Below are 17,681 nucleotides of genomic sequence, written 5' to 3'. Positions count from 1 at the left end.
CGGCATGACCTCATTCCTCCACGGCCGTTTCGGGGCGCGCGGCGACCTTGCCCGTGGTGTAGTCCGGGCGCCAGACGAAGCCGCCCGGAAATTCCGAGCCGTCGGGCAGGCTGGGGAGATCGCCTTTCAACGTCAGCGACAGGATCCGTCCGTCCAGTTCGATGGCGTAGGCCCGTTCGAGCAAAAAGGCGAGGGCGTCGGCGATCTGTTCGTCACTGCCGGCGAAGCGCCCGTCCGAGCGCAGCTTTTCCGGCAGCGTGGCGGTGTTGCGCGCGCCGTCGCACAGCCTGAGGATGGCGGCGGCAGCGCCATCGAGCCGGACCTGCCGCTCGGCCGCCATCGGTCTCGTGTCCAGCAGGCGAAGCCCGGCGCCGTCGGGTTCCTCGCACAGCACCGCCGGCATGCCGGACCAGAACGCCCTGGACCACGCGACCAGCGCCTTGCGCAACGCATCGGCTCCGGGGCGCTCCAGCGTCAGCCCGACCGACAGGTTGCGGCCCAGGTCCGCGACGCCGCGCTCTTCGAAGAAATAGCTTTGATCCATCAGGTCCGCCGGCGACAGCGGATAGACGTACTGCAGCAGCCGGGCCGGAACGAGCTCCAGGCCATAGTCCGCCGCTTTGCCGTGATACGGGCTGTAGCGGTCGAAACGAATGTGGATCATGCCGCCGGGCGGCTGCATGTGACAGATCTTCGGCACCATGTCGGCCATGACCTGGTAATCGGCGTCGTCTTCGCCCGGAAATCCGAACAGCATGGACCACGACAGCCGCAGGCCGAATTCGCGCGACCATTTGAGCAGTTGCACGTTCATCCAGGCTTGCGCGCCCTTGTCCATCAACGCCAGGACCCGGGAATGCAGGCTTTCGATGCCCGGCTGGATCCACGTGACGCCGGCGGCCGCCAGCGCGGCGACATGGTCGCGCCGCAGGTTCGATTTCGTTTCGTAGAACAGGCGGAAGCCGCGGCCTTGCAGTTGCGGGAGCAACGTCTCGAAGTGGCGCATGTCGAGGATGTTGTCGACGACCTCGAACTTGCGAATGCCGTAGGATGCCGACAGCTCGTCGAATTGCCCGAGCACGCGTTCCGCGCTGCGGCTGCGATAGGCCATACCGCCGCCGTTCAATCCGCAAAACGTGCAGTGCTTCTTTTGCCCCCACCAGCAGCCGCGCGAGGTTTCGACCGGCAGGCCCGGATCGATCACGGCGGCCAGCGCGCTGTCGCGCAGGGTGTCGAAATAGTCGCCGAAGGCGGGCGTCGCCAGATGTTCGATCGAGGGCGACGAGTGGCGCGGCACGCCGTCGTTCGAGCCGGGATCGACAGGGTAGCCCGCCGTTCGGTGACGCGGCGTCAGGATCGCATCGGGCAGGCCGTACGGAACCGCGCCGGGCTTCGCCCGCAGGATCCTGCCGACGACATGCGCGATGATGCTGTCCGCCTCGCCGGAAGCGACATAGTCCACCCAGGCGAAATTGCGATGGGTGGTTCGGCCCATGACGGTTTCGCAATTGGCGCCGCCCATCATGGTGACCGTGCCGGGTGAAATTTCCTTGATTCGCCGCAGCAGCGCGAGCGACGCAAGGTGTTGCTGAAAGGTGGACGAACACCCGACGATGCGCGGTTGCATCTCGAGAATCCGGTTCGCGGTATCGGTGACGAACCGGTTGGCCGCATCACGCATGCCGTGCAGCGTGCGGCGCAAGCCGTCGAGGCCCAAGCGCTCGCGGCTTTCCGGGAGCATGCGCTCCAGCAATTGCGCCAGATAGGCGTCGTCATCGGGCTGGTAGTCGGGGAACGCCGCTTGCCGGAATGTCCATTCGCCGACCACATCCTCGGATCGCATGATGTCAATGAACTGATAGGCCTGAATGCCGATGCGCTCGGCAAAACGCACATTCGCGTAGTCCGAGCGAACCGAGAATCCGGCATCCGTCAGGATGCGATGCAACAGGCCGATCGAGATCGACGGCCGCTCGACGCCGGCATACGGCATGTTGATCAATACGATGTCGACGCCTGGGGGCGGAGCGTCGGCCGCGGATTGGGGCCCCCTAGTCATGCCGAATCCATGGCCTTGACGGCGCCGACGCGTTGCACGACCGGTTCGGCCTCCGCAGGTTCGGTATCCAGTGCGCCGAGGCGCAACAACTCGTTGAGGATGTTGAACGTGTCCGCCAACGGCGTGCCGGTTTCGTCCTCGATGCGGGTCGCGACGTCGGCCGCAGTGTGGACGCCGTCTCGCAGCAGGCGATCCAGCGCCGCGAACGCGGGGAAGTTGACCAGGGTGCGCTTGACCCAGATGGACGCAATGTCGTAGCCCTCCCGGGTCACGGTCGTGGCGACGAGGCAGGGGTTGAGGGCGACCGTGGTGTCGTGCGTCACGACATGCCCGGCGCCGTCGATCAACCGGATCAGGAGCTTGCGCAACTGCTCCGCGTTGTCGAAATGTCCTTGGGCCAGCACGCGATAGCCGTTCGGCCAGCGATCCGATGCATGGCACGGCGTCACCATCCGGACCGAGCGGTCGACCATGTTGAAGAGGAAGCCGCTCATGCAAGCGATGGTCTGCGGCTGTTCGTCGCTCGTCTTGGCATGGCCGCGCGGCGACTTGACGCGGGCGCGGCCTGCATTGGCCTTGGGCACGCCGGACTCGCGATTGAGCGGCAGCAGCTCCACGTTGATCAGTTCTTCCGGGGTGAAGCGACTGTGGACGTCGTCCAGCATTTTCAGCGTGAGGATCGAGAATCGCTGGATCTCGCCGGCGCAATCCCTGACCATGTCGAGGATCTCGCGCGTCTTCGCCTCGTTGCGCAACGGAATGGCGGTGGTGGTCTGCGGATACCGGCCTAAAGCGCGCCGGAAATCGGTAATGAAATGGATGTAATCGGGATTGTCCAGCGGATCGGACGCCCAATAGCAGAATCCGTTGAAGACAGAATCGCCAATGACGTCGCGACACACGTCCAGAGTGTCGCGCCACAAGGCCGCATGCTCGGGCGAGTAGGCAAAATGAGCGCTCAGCTTCTCCGCGCCCACTCCACAGAACCAACATCCGACCGAACATCCTTTCTGCAATTCGAAGGCCACCGTCGCGTGCACGAGCCCCGCCGACTTGGCTGGCCCGAGTTCCAGCGTGCAGCGATGCATCTGCTGCAGCCGCCACAGGCCGAACCGGCCGGAAACGCCTGCCTTGACGTCGCGCATCCAGTCGCGAAACGCCAGCTTTTCGGCAATGAAGGAACGATAGCGCCGCACCGAGCGGGAGTCTTCGGGGGCGGGCAGGCCGTTTGCCCGATCCTGCTTGCGTTGACGCGCTTCCTGTTCGTGCCACAGGATCCGAACGTTCTGCGGATCGATGTCGATGCCGTAGGCGTCGCATGCTTCCTGCGGATGCTCGTAGAGACGGGCGCGGAACACGTTGTCCATCGACCACCGTTCCAGCAGGCGCTTGGTCCGGGCGACGGCGCTGACGTATTCGGAATCGGCGCAGCCGGGAACGGTAAACAGCGGTACAACGTCCTCGCCAAAGCTGCGCGCGATCTCCCAGGCCCGCTCTTCACGCTCTTTGCGCATGTCGGCCATGCCGTCTCCTCGTCCGTTCAACGCTGGCGCCGGCGTAGGTTCGCCCTGTCAATGGGCGCATCGGCTCACGCGATCCCCAAACGCCGGCGATCCGGGGATCGCTCACCGCGTGTCGAACAAGATCAGGTCAGCACGGCGGCGCCGACCGCGACGACCACGCCGGCGGCCGCGGCCTCGGCCGCGCCAACCACGTTCTGGACGCCGGCCGCATTGGCTTCTCCCACCGCATTGGCGGAGCTGTACAGATTGACGGCTTCCCAGCCGGCAGCCATGGCGGTGGCCGCCGCCGCATCGGTGTGAGGCTGCAACGTGGTTTGGGCCGGCGGGACAGGCAATACAAAATGGCGCGTGTCCGCGGTGTCCTGCAGCAGCGTGACGCGCACGCCCTTGGGCAGCGGAGTAATCGCCTTGAGGAGCTTCGCTCCGGCAACGGGGTCCGCTTCGAGGCGGTCCTGGGCCGGCAGTACAACGTACTTGTTTTGCGAGCTGTTTTCCAATGCCGAGACCTGGACCGAGTCGGGCAGGGTAAGACCGGCGGCCGCCAGCGCGGCTTTGGGGTTTTGCAGGACGCTCGCCTTGTAGGCAGGATCGCGCCAGGCATGCGCAATCACATTGGCTGCCACACCGCGCCATTTATCGCTGTTTGACATGGGTATCCTCGCTTCAGTCAGTCAGAACGGGAGTGTTCGTGCACGCTCGACGAAGCTTATGAAATGTAGATCGTCAGTTCAAGTGATTTTGATTGAACATTTTGCATTACATTGATTTTGATTGAACATTTTGCATTACATTTAATTGAATTATTCTATAAATTATTTGACGCCGAATGAGCAGGGCTTCGCGCTGCTGAACAGTGTGGCGGCGAAGGTCACGCCCGGCTTCGATCCATGGGCGGTGACGGTCGGCGTGCGGACGTCGTTCTGATTGAGGCGCGAGTCTTGGCGATGCGATGCACGTACCGAGCCGCCCCGTAGCTGCGGTTAGATGTCGATCTGCGTTAATGGGGCGCCGGAACTCCATTAATCGCGACAGCATTTAGTAGGAAGCGACAAACCCACGGCAAAGGCAGGCGTTGCCGCGTGCAGATCTACATGAGCCATCGAGAGCGGCGAGTAGCGCTGCTTTCGCCCCATCAGGAAGTACCTGATTTTATTTAGGATTATTTTAGTGCCGAAGCGCTACGCCTTGTCGCAGCTAGATCGGCCTACGCCGGCAAATCGCACGAAAATCAAGGGAACCCCAGTACGAGTGTTTCGGCGCCGCCTTCCGGAGAAAACCCCACTTCAACGGTTTGTCCGGCCGGTGCATCGAGTGCGTTCGATGTCGATGGTGATGCCGGCGACGTGAGGCTGCGCACCTGATCAAGCAGGGAGCCGGTCAGCGATTTGCCGGTGGCGAACGGCGCCGCGCAGATGAGCGCTGTGGCCAGGCAGGAGATTGCAAGCCGCTTTCATGGCATCATATAGTTCGTATTCCTATGTAATTTGACATAAGTAAAGTTATCAACGTCAAAGCTGTTAGTCCAAAGTTCAGATGTCGCGTTTCCGCTAAATTGAAATGTCGTGTTTGCGGGTTCAGGCTGGTGGCCAGCATTCCTTAAGGAGCGCCGGCCATGAACGCATCTGGGACGATCACCATGTCGATGACCGAGCTGGAACCCTCATCAACGTTGTTGCGGCCTGAAGCGGGTTTCAGCCGATGCCGCGGTTCTATGTTTAGTTCGATTGACACAAAGCAGCATATCGTCCGATTGCGGCCTTGCATCTTTCGGATTTGCTCCTATGATCAACGGCATAGGGAACGGCCTCCCGCCCCGACCGTCTTGGTTGGCGGGCCAGCGGAGGACGTGCCGTATCGCGCTGCGTATCCCCATGTCTGTTTAACTTGGCCTTTGCACTGCGGAAGAACGGTTCGGTACTTCCGTTGCATGAACAAGCTTGTCACGGTGCTTTTCATATCGAGTGGATGAAAATTGCACCGGAATGGCGCTTGTTGAGCGAATGCTGTAATTCGACCTGATTAACGGCGGTAGAAGGAGCATTCAATGACGCAAGTGAACAGATCCGCTTTTGCGCGTGCGTGGCCGGCAGTGGTGGCGCGTCTTGTCGGGCTGCCGTCCGGCCGGCGTCGGCCTGCCGAAGTCGCCGCGGTCGAATACGCGCAAAGAGCAGCGGAAGCGCAAACCGAACCCGGGCAGCCGTCCGGGGTTCGTTCCGCGCCGGCGCCCCAGCAGCCTCCAACCTCGCCGAACGACCATGCGATCTGGCTCGATGAGCGGTCGTTCTGTCTGTACGTGCCGACTGGCCCGGATAGCACCGAAGGACAGCTCGCGGCGTGGAGCGACCGGCTGCGCACGCTCGGCCTCGCGTCGGTCGTGACGACGGTCGGCGAGCCGCTCGGCGACAGCGTAGATGTCCTGAACGCCGGTTGGGACGCCGGCTCGGGGCCGGCGGTAGCCGAGCCCTATCTCGAAGTCGTCGTCGGCGGCGAGATCGGCGCATTACTCTACTACCGCGGCGACGAGATGGAACGCGAGCTGTTCGCGTTGCGCGAAACGCTCGGCCTGCGGGCCCCACCTCGCCGAACGGAGTCCTGACGGGCGCTTGCCCGTACCCGTATTTCACGACAGGAGGCAGCGTGGCGTCGCGCGACGCCATGTGTGTGCCTGTCTTCGATGAGGAGGCTGTCGCGATGTCCATCGAAGTCATTCCGAGTCAGGCGTTCGTTTATCAGCAATGGGTGCAGGGCGTGAGCGACTCGTACGAAGCGTTTCGCCGGCTCGCCGATTCGCAGATGCGCATCGGCGAGCTTGCGCTCGACGTCGGCGTCGCGTCGCTCGAATCGTTCCAGTCGGTGCTGCGCGTCGCGATCGACGAGAACGCCGCCGGCAAGCTGCTCGGTCAACCGCTGCGGCAGGCGATGACCGCCGCCGTGCGGAGCGCGTCGTATGCGCCGGCGAACGACGATACGACGACCGTTCCGGCTGCGAAGTGAGTGGAGCGCGCAATGACTGCCTTTCTTCTGCAGCGAATCCGGTCGTTCGGCACGCGGGCATGCCTCGTGTCGGCCGGCGAGACCGTCACGTACGAAGCGTTCGGCGAGCGGATTGACTTCTGGTGCGCGGAACTCGATCGCTGGGGCGTGCGGCGCGGCGACATCGTCGCCGTGTGCGGCGATTACGTGCCAGACGTCTGCGCGTTGCTGCTCGCGCTCGCGTTTGCTGGCGCGATCGTTGTACCGATCGCATCGGCCGGCGTGAAGCGCGACGAGTTTCTCGGGACCGCCGAAGTGGGGCTCGTCGTCACGTTCGACGGTGCGGGCCGCCCGCAGGTCGAACGTTGCGCGACGCTCGCCGACGCGCATCCGCTGATCGAGCGCCTGCGCAACGACGGCGCGGCCGGGCTGATTCTCTTCAGTTCCGGCTCGACCGGCCGCAGCAAGGCGTCGCTGCTCGACTTCGACCGGCTCGTCGCGAAGCTCGAAAAGGCGACGGGCCGCGCGTACGTGACGCTCGTCTTCCTGATGCTCGACCACATCGGCGGGATCAACACGCTGCTCAACGTGCTCGCCCAGGGCGGCACGATCGTGACGCCGGCCAGCCGGTCGCCCGACGCGGTATGCGACGCGATCGCGCGACACCGGGTGGAACTGCTGCCGACGAGCCCGACGTTCATCAACATGATGCTGATCTCCGATGCTGGCGCGCGCTACGACCTCTCGTCGCTGAAGCTGATCACGTACGGCACCGAGCCGATGCCGGAGACGACGCTCGCCGCGCTGCACGACGCACTGCCTGACGTGAAGCTGAAGCAGACGTACGGGCTGTCCGAACTCGGCATCCTGCCGACGCAGTCGAAAGACTCCGGCTCGCTGTGGATGAAGCTCGGCACCAACGGGTTCGAGCACAAGATCGTCGACGGCGTGCTGTGGGTGCGATCGGAGACGGCGATGCTCGGCTACCTGAACGCGCCGACGCCGTTCGACGACGACGGCTGGTTCAACACGCAGGACGTTGTCGAGACCGAGGGCGAGTACGTGCGCGTGCTCGGACGCCGCTCGGAGATCATCAACGTCGGCGGTGAGAAGGTCTACCCCAGCGAAGTCGAGAGCACGCTGCTCGCCGCCGGCAACGTCCGCGACGTGACGGTGGCGGGCCGGCCTAACCCGGTGACCGGGCATGTCGTCGTCGCCCGCGTGTCGCCGATCGAGCCCGAGGCGCCGGCGGCGCTTGTCGCACGACTGCGCGATTTCTGCACGAACCGCCTCGAACGTTTCAAGGTGCCGGTCCACATCGAGATCGACGAAGGCGCGCATCACAACGACCGGTTCAAGAAGGCCAGAGTGTCACGAGCTACGGAGCAACCCAAATGAGCGACGCAGACGACGTGGTCATCATCAGTGGAGGAAGCAGGGGGCTGGGGCTCGCGCTTGTGCGCGCGTTCGTCGCCGCAGGCAGGCGCGTCGCGACCTTCAGCCGGTCGCGCACGCCTGAGATCGACGATCTGATCGAGCGCGATACGCGCGGCGCGGGGTTTCACTGGCGGCAGGTGGACAGCACGGACAGCGCGGCGGTCGCGCGTTTCGTCGCGGACGTCGCCGAACGGTGGGGCGGCGTCGCCGCGCTCGTCAACAACGCGGGCGTGAGCCAGGACGGGCTTCTCGCGTTGATGCGCGAGGACGCAATCGAGCAGATGATCGCGGTCAACCTGACGGGCACGATCCTGCTTACGCAAAGCTGCGCGAAATGGATGATCCGCGCGAACCGCGGCGTGATCGTCAACATCGCGTCGGTGAACGCGATTCGCGGACATACCGGCGTCGCCGTCTACAGCGCGACGAAGGCCGCGCTCGACGGCCTCACGCGCAGCCTCACGCGCGAGCTCGGTGCGCGCAATATCCGGGTGAACTCGGTCGCGCCAGGCTACTTCGAGAGCGACATGGTGCAGCACCTAGATGAGACCGCGCGCGCGCGGATTGCCCGCCGCACGCCGCTCGGCCGGCTCGCCGACACGACCGACATCACGAACGTCGTCGAATTTCTCGTATCCGATCGCGCCTCGTTCGTCACGGGGCAGACGATCGCCGTGGATGGAGGCATCACATGCTGACCCAACACTTCGACCGTCACGAGACCGAGCGTCTCGTCCATACCGCCGTGGGCAAGGTCATGAGTCAGCACGGATTGCCGGCGCGCGAGCTGCGCGACGACGACAAGCTGAACGCGACGCTCGGCCTGAGTTCGCTCGATCTCGCGCAACTGGTGTTCGATCTCGAACTGACCTTCGGCGCTGACCCGTTCCAGTCGCTCGTGCCGATCACGTCGGTCCAGACCGTTGGGCAGCTCGTCGGCGCGTACCGGCGGCTCTTCGACGACACGGCGTTGCCGGCCGACGCACCCGACGAACTGGCCGACGCGCAGGCGGCGAGCGAACGCCGCCGCCAACGGCGGGGAGCGCGGGAATGACTGCGACGAACCCGCAGGAACGGGAAGGCGTGGCGAACGCGAGCGCGCCGGCTACGGGCGGCGGGGTCGCGATCATCGGCATCGGCTGCCGGCTGCCGGGCTCGAACGACTGGCGCGCGTACTGGCAGAACCTCGTCGACGGCGTCGAGTCGATTCGCTTCTTCGACGATGCCGAACTGCTGCGCGCGGGCGTCGATCCCGCGCAGCTCGCCGCGCCCGATTACGTGAAGGCGTCGCCTGTCATCGACGATTTCGACCGTTTCGACGCGGGTCTTTTCGAGTACTCGCCGCGCGAGGCGCGCGTGATCGACCCGCAGCACCGCGTGTTTCTCGAAGTCGCGCACGATACGCTCGAAGATGCCGGATACGCGCCCGGCAGCTATGGTGGCTCGATCGGCGTGTTCGCCGGCGCGGGCGGCGTGGTGAGCAGCTATTTCGCGTCGAACCCGGCGCTGCGCGGCACGACGGGCGGTGTCGAGCACATCGGCAACGACAAGGATTTTCTCGCGACGCGCGTGTCGTACAAGCTGAACCTGACGGGGCCGAGCGTGACCGTGCAGACGGCTTGCTCGACGTCGCTCGTCGCGATCCACCTGGCGTGCAGCAGCATTCTGAACGGCGAATGCGACATGGCGGTTGCCGGCGCGTCGACCGTGCGGGTGCCGCACATCGCCGGCTATACCGCACGCAAAGGCGACATCCTGTCGCCGGACGGGCATTGCCGCGCGTTCGACGCGAACGCGCAGGGCACGGTGTTCGGAAGCGGCGCGGGCGCGATCGTGCTCAAGCACATCGACGACGCGCTCGCGGACGGCGACCACATCTATGCGGTCATCCGCGGTACGGCGATCAACAACGACGGTGCGTCGAAGGTCAGCTATACGGCGTCGAGCGTGATCGGGCAGGCGAAGGCGATGCTCGACGCGTTCGCGTGCGCCGGGGTTTCGCCGCGCGCGGTCGGCTATGTCGAGACGCACGGCACCGGCACGGTGGTCGGCGATCCGCTCGAAATCGACGCGCTCACGAAGGCGTTCCGGCGACACACGCAGGACAGCGGCTTTTGCGCGGTCGGCTCGGTGAAGACGAACATCGGGCACCTTGAGCAGGCATCGGGCGTGGCGAGCGTGATCAAGGCGGCGCTCGCGCTCGATCGCGGGCAGATTCCGCCGAGCCTGAACTTCACGACGCCGAACCCGAAGATTCCGTTCGCGCAGACGCCGTTCTTCGTCAATACGGCGCTGTGCGACTGGCCGCGTGACGCGACGCCGCGGTTTGCGGCCGTCAACTCGCTCGGGCTCGGCGGCACGAACGCGTTTGCCGTGCTGGAAGAAGCGCCCGCGCGCGTGCCGTCGCCGGTGGCCGACGATCGACCGCTGCACGTGCTGACGCTGTCGGCCCGTTCGCAGCACGCGCTCGTCGCGCTCGCGGACCGTTGGGGCCAGTACCTGACGAGGACCGACGAGCCTGTCGCCGACATCTGCTATACCGCGAACACGGGACGCGCACCGCTGAACGTGCGGATGACCGCGATCGGCAGCAGTGCGGGCGAGCTTGCCGGGCAGCTCGCCGCGCAGTCGTCCGCCGGGTTGCAGCCTTCCGCGGAACGCGGCGGCAAGCGGCCGCTCGCGTTCCTCTTCACGGGCCAGGGGGCGCAATACGCCGGGATGGCCGCTGCGCTGTACCGCACGCAGCCGGTGTTCCGCGACGCGCTCGAACGCTGCGATGCGCTCCTGCGTCCGCAACTCGGCAAGTCGCTGCTGTCGGTGCTGTACGGCGATGCGCGGTCGAAGACGCGGATCGACCAGACCGCGTACGCGCAGCCGGCGCTCTTCGCCGTCGAATGGGCGCTCGCCGAGCTGTGGCGGTCGTGGGGCATCGTGCCGGACATGGTGCTCGGCCACAGCGTCGGCGAATACGTGGCGGCATGCGTGGCCGGCTGCTACGACCTCGAAGCGTGCATCGCGTTGATCGCCGCGCGCGGCCGGCTGATGCAGGCGCTGCCGAAGGGCGGCGCGATGGCCGCGCTCTTCGCCGACGGCGAGACCGTCGAGCGGCTGCTGGACGACAACGATCCGCAGGCGATTGGCATCGCGGCGTACAACGGGCCGGAGAACACGGTCGTGTCGGGGCAGGCTGAAGCCGTCGCCGACGCGTTCGCCCGCGCGCAGCAGGCGGGCATCGGCGGCCGCGAGCTGACGGTCTCGCACGCGTTCCATTCGCCTTTGATGGCACCCGCGGCCGCGGCGCTCGAAGCGCTCGCAAGCAGCTATGCCGCCCAAGCGCCGAAGATACCGCTCGTCGCGAACCTGACCGGCGCGATCGCGTACGGCCCGCCCACGCCTGCGTACTGGCGCGATCACGCGCTGCAGCCGGTGCACTTCATCAGCGGCGTGCGCACGCTCGCGCAGGCCGGCATCGTCGATTTCGTCGAGGTCGGTCCGGGCACGACGCTCGTGTCGCTTGCGCAGCAGATTGCCGGTGCGGGCGAAGCGGACAAGGCGGGCGGCCGGCGCTTTCTCGCGTCGATCGGCCGCGACCGCGAATGGAGCGAGCTCACGGCGACGCTTGCCGCGTTGTGGCGCAGCGGCGCGCCGGTCGACTGGCGCGCGTTCGATCAGCCGTACGCGCGCCGTCGCGTGTCCGCGCCGACCTATGCGTTCGAGCGCGAGCGCTACTGGCTGGACGCCGCGCGGAGCAGCGCCGCGGCCGGCCCCGGCGCGGACATTCCGGGCAAGCGGCTGTCGTCGCCGCTCGCCGCATGGCAGTTCGAGTCGACGTATGACCTCGACGCGATCCCGTGGCTTACTGATCACCGCATCTTCGGGATGGCGGTGCTGCCCGTGATGGCCGGCCTCGTCGCGCTCGCGGCGGTCGGGCGCGAGCGGTTCGGCGGTGCGGCCGTCGCGGTCGAGTCGCTGACGTACGACGACGCGCTCGTCATCCCCGACGACGGCGCGCGCGTCGTGCAGACCGTGCTGCAGGGCGAGGGCGGCGATGTCGACGGCGAGCTCGTCAGCCGCGGCGCAGCATACGACGACGGATGGCGCCGCCACATCCGCGCGCGCGTGAGCGCGCTCGCGGCACCCCATATTGCGCCGGTCGCGACGCCGCTGCCCGCATCGGCGGGCGTCGCGCGGATGACGCCCGTCAAGCCCGCGCGCTACTACGAAGCGATCGCGCCGCTCGGCTTCGGCTACGGGCCGGGCTTTCGCGGCATCGTCGAGTTGTGGCAGGGCGACGACGAGGCGGTGAGCCGCGTGCAGTTGCCCGAGCACCTCGACGCGACCGCGTACCCGCTGCTGCATCCGGCGCTGCTCGATGCGTGCCTGCACATCTATCCCGCGCTCGTGCCGGATTACCGCAGCCTCGCCGGCCTCGAAGCGAAGCCCGGCGGTACGTGGCTGCCCATCTCGATCGAGCGGTTCGAGATCGACCGGGCCGGCGCGAGTCGCGTGTGGGTGCGCGCGAAGCGTCGCGACGTCGCGCAGGCGGGCGTCGTGACCGTCGACATCGAAATCTACGGCGACGACGGCGCGCCGGTCGCGCTGATCGGCGGGCTCACCGTGAAGCCGATCACTCGCACGCAGATCGCGCCGCAGGCGGCCGCGTCGCGCTACCGCGCGCTGCATCGGCTCGAGTGGGTCGAGCGTCCGGCGCTGTCGCTGCCGGACGTGTCCGACGCGGCGGCGGACGGGCCGACCGAGTGGCTAATCGTCGCTAGCGCGGCGCGCGGCATGGCCGATGCGCTTGACGCGCGGCTCCGCGCGTTCGGCCGTCGTACGTCCGTACTGCCGCTGCCGGACGGCGACGGCACGGGCGCGTTCAATGCCGCGGATACTCAGGCCACGCTAAGCGCGGCGCTTGCCGCGCGGGCCGATGCAGCGGGCCCGGTCGGCCACATCGGCGTCGTGCTCGCGCACGGGCTCGGCGAACACGTCGACGAGGCGACGACAGTGGAGAGTCTTGCCGACGCCGAACGCCGGTTCAGCGGCGGCACGCTCGCGATCGTGCGCGCGCTCGCCGCGTTTGCCGAAGCCCATGCCGATGCCGTGCCGCGCGTGTGGCTCGTTACCCGCGGCGCGCATGCGCCGGTACCACGTACGCCGGGTGCGGACCCGCTGCAGTCGTCTGTCTGGGGGATCGGCCGCGTGGCGGCGCTCGAACATTCGGAGCTGTGGGCGGGAATGGTCGACGTCGCGGGCGACGACGTCGCCGCGCTGGCCGCGGAGCTGCTTGCAGGCGACGGCGAGGACGAAGTCGCACTGCGCGGCGGGCGCCGCTATGCGTTGCGTCTCGATCGGGACGACGACGCGCCGGTGCCCGAGCGGATCGTCCCACCGTTCGATCCAGCGGCGACATATCTGATCACCGGCGGGCTCGGCGCGCTCGGACTGAAGGTCGCGGACTGGCTCGTGAGCGCGCAGGGTGTCCGCTATCTGGTGCTGACGGCGCGCCGTGCGCCCGGCGACGCGGTCGCGGCGGTCATCGAACGGTGGCGGCAGCAGGGCGCGAACGTGGTGGTCAAGCAGGCCGACGTCGCACATGCAGCCGACACGCATGCGCTTATCGAGCAGATCGGCGCGGAGTTGCCCCCGCTGAAGGGCGTGTTTCATTGCGCGGGTAATCTGGACGACGGCGTGCTCGTGCAGATGGATTGGGACAAGTTCGCGAGAGCGACCGATCCGAAAGTGCTCGGCGGCTGGGGGCTGCATGCGCAAACGCGCCATCTGGCGCTCGACCATTTCGTGCTGTTCTCGTCGGTGCTGAGCGTGACGGGTGCGATGGGGCAGGTGAACTATGTGGCCGGCAACGCGTTTCTCGACGGTTTGACCGAATACCGCCGGCGCCTCGGTCTGCCGGCGCAGGCCATCAACTGGGGGCCGTGGGGCGGTTCGGGGCTCGCCACCGAATCGGGCGAGCGCGGCGAAACCATCTGGCGCGCACGCGGCACCGACTACATCGACGCGGAAGACGGGATCGCGCTGCTGCACGCGATTCTCGCGCGCGGCGTCCATCAGAGCGTCGCTACGCTCACCGAATGGCCGCAATGGGCCGCGCAGTACCCGAAGCGGCCGCCGCTACTCGAATGGCTCGTGCGCGGCGCGCCAGCGCCCGCGGCGAACGCGCTCTTCACGCGCGCGCAGGTCGAAGCGCGGCTCGCGGCCGCGCCGGAGGACGAGCGGCGTGCCGTGCTGCACGACATCGTCGGCCAGATGGTTCGCGCGGTACTCGAAATCAAGGGCGATTTCGATCCGGCACAGCCGTTGCGCGAGCTCGGCCTCGATTCGCTGATGGCGATCACGCTGCTCAACCAGCTCGATGCGGCTGTCGGGGTGCGCCTACCTGCAGCGGCCATGCTGAAGGGGCCGAGCCTCGATCAGCTCGTCGACGAACTGCTGCCGAAGGTCAAGATCGCGACCGACGCGGCGGCATCCGAACCGTCGGCGATCGCTGCGCGCGCAACGACAGCGTCGACCGCCACGGTCGCCGTCGTGCCGCGGCCGGCGTCGTCGAGCACCGCGCCTGCCGCGGGCGCGACGCAGCAGACGGTGCCGGCCGCGCAGCGCGAGCGCTGGTTGGTCGAGATCAGGTCGAATCCCGACGCGCGCTACCGGCTCATCTGCTTTCCGTTCGCGGGCGGCGGCTCGGCGATCTATCGGGCGTGGGCCGACGGCGCGGACCCGCACGCGGAGATTCTCGCCGTCGAGCCACCCGGTAGACTGTCGCGGATCAACGAGCCGCCGGTGAACCGGATCGACGCGTTCGTCGACGGACTGCTCGCCGAACTGCGCCCGCTGCTTGACCGCCCGGTAGCGTTCTTCGGCCACTGCATCGGCGGTCTCACGATGTACGAGACGGCCCGTGCGCTGATCGAGCGTGACGGCGTGACGCCGGTGCACCTGTTCGCGTCCGGCGCGAGGCCGCCGCATCGGCTCGTCGCCGACGCCGCGTTCGAGCGCAAGCTCGCCGCGGCGCTCGCCAATCTGCGCGATTTCGACATCATCGCGCCGCTCTATCGACAGACGGACGACGTGCTGGCCGAAGCGCTGCGGCACTTCCAGATCGACGCGACCGAGCAAATGCTCGCGATTCCGGAGCTGCGCGAACTGGTGCTACCCGTCGTGCGCGCGGAGTTCGAGATGGCGAGCCGCTACGTGTTCGTGCCGGCGTCGCCGTGGCCGGTGCCGATCACGAGCTTTCGGGGCAAGGACGACATTTACGTGACGCACGAGGATGCGCTCGCGTGGCGCGATTTCACGACCGACGCGTTCAATCTGTACACGCGCGACGGTGCACATTTCGGCGTCGTCGAGGACCGCGCGTTCATTCTGAACGCGATTTCGGACGCGCTTGCGGCGTGAGCGCCCGTGAACTCCGCCCCCGCGATGACAAACCCGTGGTTTCCGTCGGCGACGCCGACGGCCGCTGCGCGGATGTCGCTCTTCTGCTTTGCGCACGCGGGAGCCGGGGCGTCGACGTTTCGCGGCTGGAGTCGCGCGCTCGCGCCGGCGATCGATGTGTTCGCGGTGCAACTGCCCGGCCGGGAAAACCGGCTCGACGACGTGCCGTTCAGCAGCATGGACGAGGCCGCCGACGAGATTGCCGTGGCGATGGCGCCGTATCTCGACCGTCCGTTCGCGTTGTTCGGCCACAGCATGGGCGCGGCGATTGCGTCCGAGCTGGCGACGCGGCTCGCCGGCGCGCCAGTGCACCTGTTCGTGTCGTCGTGGCCGTTGCCGAACCTCATGCGGCCGCGGCGGCTGCCGCACCGCGCGACCGACGCGGAACTGCTCGACGCGGTGTGTCGCTACGGGGGCATGCCGGACGCGCTGCTGCGCTATCCCGAATTCGCGCAGGAAGTCGTGCGCGTGCTGCGTGCCGACATGACGTTGCTCGACACCTACCGGCCGTCCGTCGTGCGGCCCGGCTGCCCGGTCACGGTGTTCGGCGGCGCCGACGACCCGATCGTGCGGGCTGCGGACCTCGAACGCTGGCATGCGTGCGAGCGGCTGGTGGCGGTGCGCGTCTTTCCGGGCGGCCATTTCTACCTGCGCGATGCACAGCGGGCAGTGCTCGATGCGATCGCGCGGCAACTGTCCAGCACGACCGCGGACCTGCAATGAGCGTCGCCCGACGGCGACGCAAGGAGCACCGACCATGGACGACGATCTGCTGTACCTGTGCGACATCAGGAGCCGGCTTCAACGCATCCGCGAATACACGCGGGACGGGCGCCGCGCGTTCATGAACTCGAACCTGATGCAGGACGCCGTCGTGCGCAACATCGAGATGATCGGCTACACGTGGACGTGTCTGAGCCCCGAATACCGGCTGCAGCTGCCCGATTTTCCGTGGCGGCTGATCGGCGCGCGCGTAGACTACCTGATGCATCAGCGCGATCCCGACCGGCTGAAGAAGCTCGTCTGGCTCGCAGTGCGACGTAGCGTCCCGGAGCTGGAACGCGCGATGCGACGGCATTTCCCCGATCTCAACGAGGGCGTCGTACGGCCGCGCGTGCCGCCGGACCTGCCGGTCGTGCCGGCTCCGGGCGCGCGCGCCGATACCGGGCCGCCGGACGGGCGCGCCGCTTGACGCGACGCGTGCGGTCGCCTCGCGACAAGCGCCTACAGCAGGGCCAGGCCAGCGCTGCATGCATGCGCGAGAACGACAGCACGCGCAAGCGAAACGGAGGGACAGATGAACCTTGCCGGAAAGACCTTGTTCATGTCGGGCGGCAGCCGCGGCATCGGCCTCGCAATTGCGTTGCGCGCGGCCCGCGACGGCGCGAACGTCGCGATCGCCGCGAAGACCGCGACGCCGCACCCGCATCTGGAAGGGACGGTCTATACCGCTGCGAAGGCGATCGAGGACGCAGGCGGCCATGCGCTGCCTCTCGTCGCCGACATTCGCGACGAAGCCCGCGTGCAGGCGGTCGTCGACGAGACGGTCGCGGCGTTCGGCGGCATCGACATCGTCGTGAACAACGCGAGCGCGATTCGCCTGACGGGCACGCTCGATACGCCGCCGAAGCGCTACGACCTGATGCACGGCGTGAACGGACGCGGCACGTTCGTCTGCGTCCAGGCGTGCGTGCCGCACCTGCGCCAGTCGACGAACCCGCATGTCCTCACGCTGTCGCCGCCGCTGTCGACGGACACGCGATGGTTTCGCGACTTTCCGCCGTACATGATCGCGAAATACACGATGAGCCTCTTCACGCTCGCGTTCGCGGCTGAGTTCGCGAGCCTCGGCATCGCGGTCAATTCGCTGTGGCCGCGAACGACGATCGCGACGGCGGCCGTGCGCAACGAGATTGGCGGGGAGGACATGATCGCCGCGTCGCGCAAGCCGGAGATCGTCGCCGATGCCGCGTACGCTATCCTGACGCAGCCGGCGGCGACGTGCACTGGCAATTTTTTCATTGACGACGAGGTGCTGCTCGCCGCCGGCGTGCGCGATTTCGCGCAATACGACATGCAGCCCGGGGCGCCGCTGCAGGCGGATTTCTTCGTCGACGCGCTGCCCGGCATGCGGCCTGCGGACAGTTTCGCAAAACGCGATGCGTCGCCATGACGCCGCCAGGGCGCACAACGTCCCGCTACGACCCGCCGCAACCCGCCGCGACCCGAACCTG

General features: G+C 67.1%; 13 protein-coding genes. 10 read left to right on the top strand and 3 right to left on the bottom strand.

Annotation, left to right across the window (positions count from 1 at the left end; genetic code table 11):
- Positions 1 to 10: 10 nt before the first annotated feature.
- From OKW30_RS38185 to OKW30_RS38175, 3 genes are all read right to left on the bottom strand, one after another.
- Positions 11 to 2,002, bottom strand: coding sequence for a RiPP maturation radical SAM C-methyltransferase (locus tag OKW30_RS38185; protein WP_429349268.1), 1,992 nt, complete (start codon positions 2,000 to 2,002; stop codon positions 11 to 13).
- A gap of 53 nt (positions 2,003 to 2,055) precedes the next feature.
- Entirely contained in the window at positions 2,056 to 3,582 is a 1,527-nt protein-coding gene (locus tag OKW30_RS38180) for a radical SAM family RiPP maturation amino acid epimerase (RefSeq protein WP_429349267.1), read from the bottom strand.
- A 122-nt stretch (positions 3,583 to 3,704) separates the two neighbouring features.
- Positions 3,705 to 4,232, bottom strand: coding sequence for an NHLP leader peptide family RiPP precursor (locus tag OKW30_RS38175; protein ID WP_429349266.1), 528 nt, complete (start codon positions 4,230 to 4,232; stop codon positions 3,705 to 3,707).
- A gap of 145 nt (positions 4,233 to 4,377) precedes the next feature.
- Here OKW30_RS38175 and OKW30_RS38170 point away from each other — a divergent pair, with 145 nt between their 5' ends.
- The 10 genes from OKW30_RS38170 to OKW30_RS38125 all read left to right on the top strand — a co-directional run bounded on the left by OKW30_RS38170 (position 4,378) and on the right by OKW30_RS38125 (position 17,620).
- Positions 4,378 to 4,506 carry a hypothetical protein gene (locus OKW30_RS38170; RefSeq protein ID WP_279613317.1) on the top strand — a complete coding sequence of 43 codons (129 nt, stop codon included), beginning with the start codon at positions 4,378 to 4,380 and terminating at the stop codon, positions 4,504 to 4,506.
- A gap of 1,120 nt (positions 4,507 to 5,626) precedes the next feature.
- Positions 5,627 to 6,178: a hypothetical protein gene (locus OKW30_RS38165; RefSeq protein ID WP_429349265.1), complete on the top strand. Its 552-nt coding sequence runs from the start codon at positions 5,627 to 5,629 to the stop codon at positions 6,176 to 6,178.
- A 95-nt stretch (positions 6,179 to 6,273) separates the two neighbouring features.
- A complete protein-coding gene (locus OKW30_RS38160) occupies positions 6,274 to 6,576 on the top strand; it encodes a hypothetical protein (RefSeq protein WP_143037363.1) in 303 nt (100 codons plus the stop codon).
- Between the two features lie 12 nt (positions 6,577 to 6,588).
- Complete coding sequence (locus OKW30_RS38155; protein ID WP_429349264.1) at positions 6,589 to 7,953, top strand: ANL family adenylate-forming protein; 1,365 nt, start codon at positions 6,589 to 6,591, stop codon at positions 7,951 to 7,953.
- The gene (locus OKW30_RS38150) at positions 7,950 to 8,690 is read left to right on the top strand and encodes an SDR family NAD(P)-dependent oxidoreductase (protein WP_429349263.1); all 741 of its coding nucleotides are present in this window, start codon (positions 7,950 to 7,952) and stop codon (positions 8,688 to 8,690) included. The genes OKW30_RS38155 and OKW30_RS38150 overlap by 4 nt, the downstream gene beginning before the upstream one ends.
- Positions 8,684 to 9,046 (top strand): acyl carrier protein, encoded by a 363-nt coding sequence (locus OKW30_RS38145; RefSeq protein WP_090812663.1) that lies wholly within the window; start codon positions 8,684 to 8,686, stop codon positions 9,044 to 9,046. Before OKW30_RS38150 ends, OKW30_RS38145 begins: the two co-directional genes overlap by 7 nt.
- On the top strand, positions 9,043 to 15,408 hold the full coding sequence (locus OKW30_RS38140; RefSeq protein ID WP_429349262.1) for a type I polyketide synthase: 6,366 nt from the start codon (positions 9,043 to 9,045) through the stop codon (positions 15,406 to 15,408). Before OKW30_RS38145 ends, OKW30_RS38140 begins: the two co-directional genes overlap by 4 nt.
- A gap of 6 nt (positions 15,409 to 15,414) precedes the next feature.
- Positions 15,415 to 16,170, top strand: a complete 756-nt coding sequence (locus OKW30_RS38135; protein ID WP_143037362.1) for a thioesterase II family protein — start codon at positions 15,415 to 15,417, stop codon at positions 16,168 to 16,170.
- Positions 16,171 to 16,204: 34 nt separating this feature from the next.
- Positions 16,205 to 16,639, top strand: a complete 435-nt coding sequence (locus tag OKW30_RS38130; protein ID WP_429349261.1) for a HepT-like ribonuclease domain-containing protein — start codon at positions 16,205 to 16,207, stop codon at positions 16,637 to 16,639.
- Positions 16,640 to 16,744: 105 nt separating this feature from the next.
- Complete coding sequence (locus OKW30_RS38125; protein ID WP_429349260.1) at positions 16,745 to 17,620, top strand: SDR family oxidoreductase; 876 nt, start codon at positions 16,745 to 16,747, stop codon at positions 17,618 to 17,620.
- Positions 17,621 to 17,681 lie beyond the last annotated feature (61 nt).

The organism is Paraburkholderia sp. Clong3 (assembly GCF_050436485.1).
In the GTDB taxonomy this organism is placed as follows: Bacteria; Pseudomonadota; Gammaproteobacteria; order Burkholderiales; family Burkholderiaceae; genus Paraburkholderia; species Paraburkholderia tuberum.
The sequence above is the reverse complement of the archived record's forward strand: the minus strand, read 5'-3'. Positions and strand labels throughout refer to the sequence as shown.

Excerpts from the sequence above, each read along its gene's own strand:
- OKW30_RS38180 (WP_429349267.1), bottom strand. The coding sequence starts at position 3,582 with ATGGCCGACATGCGCAAAGAGCGTGAAGAGCGGGCCTGGGAGATCGCG.
- OKW30_RS38175 (WP_429349266.1), bottom strand. The coding sequence starts at position 4,232 with ATGTCAAACAGCGATAAATGGCGCGGTGTGGCAGCCAATGTGATTGCG.
- OKW30_RS38165 (WP_429349265.1), top strand. The coding sequence starts at position 5,627 with ATGACGCAAGTGAACAGATCCGCTTTTGCGCGTGCGTGGCCGGCAGTG.
- OKW30_RS38160 (WP_143037363.1), top strand. The coding sequence starts at position 6,274 with ATGTCCATCGAAGTCATTCCGAGTCAGGCGTTCGTTTATCAGCAATGG.
- OKW30_RS38155 (WP_429349264.1), top strand. The coding sequence starts at position 6,589 with ATGACTGCCTTTCTTCTGCAGCGAATCCGGTCGTTCGGCACGCGGGCA.
- OKW30_RS38150 (WP_429349263.1), top strand. The coding sequence starts at position 7,950 with ATGAGCGACGCAGACGACGTGGTCATCATCAGTGGAGGAAGCAGGGGG.
- OKW30_RS38145 (WP_090812663.1), top strand. The coding sequence starts at position 8,684 with ATGCTGACCCAACACTTCGACCGTCACGAGACCGAGCGTCTCGTCCAT.
- OKW30_RS38140 (WP_429349262.1), top strand. The coding sequence starts at position 9,043 with ATGACTGCGACGAACCCGCAGGAACGGGAAGGCGTGGCGAACGCGAGC.
- OKW30_RS38130 (WP_429349261.1), top strand. The coding sequence starts at position 16,205 with ATGGACGACGATCTGCTGTACCTGTGCGACATCAGGAGCCGGCTTCAA.
- OKW30_RS38125 (WP_429349260.1), top strand. The coding sequence starts at position 16,745 with ATGAACCTTGCCGGAAAGACCTTGTTCATGTCGGGCGGCAGCCGCGGC.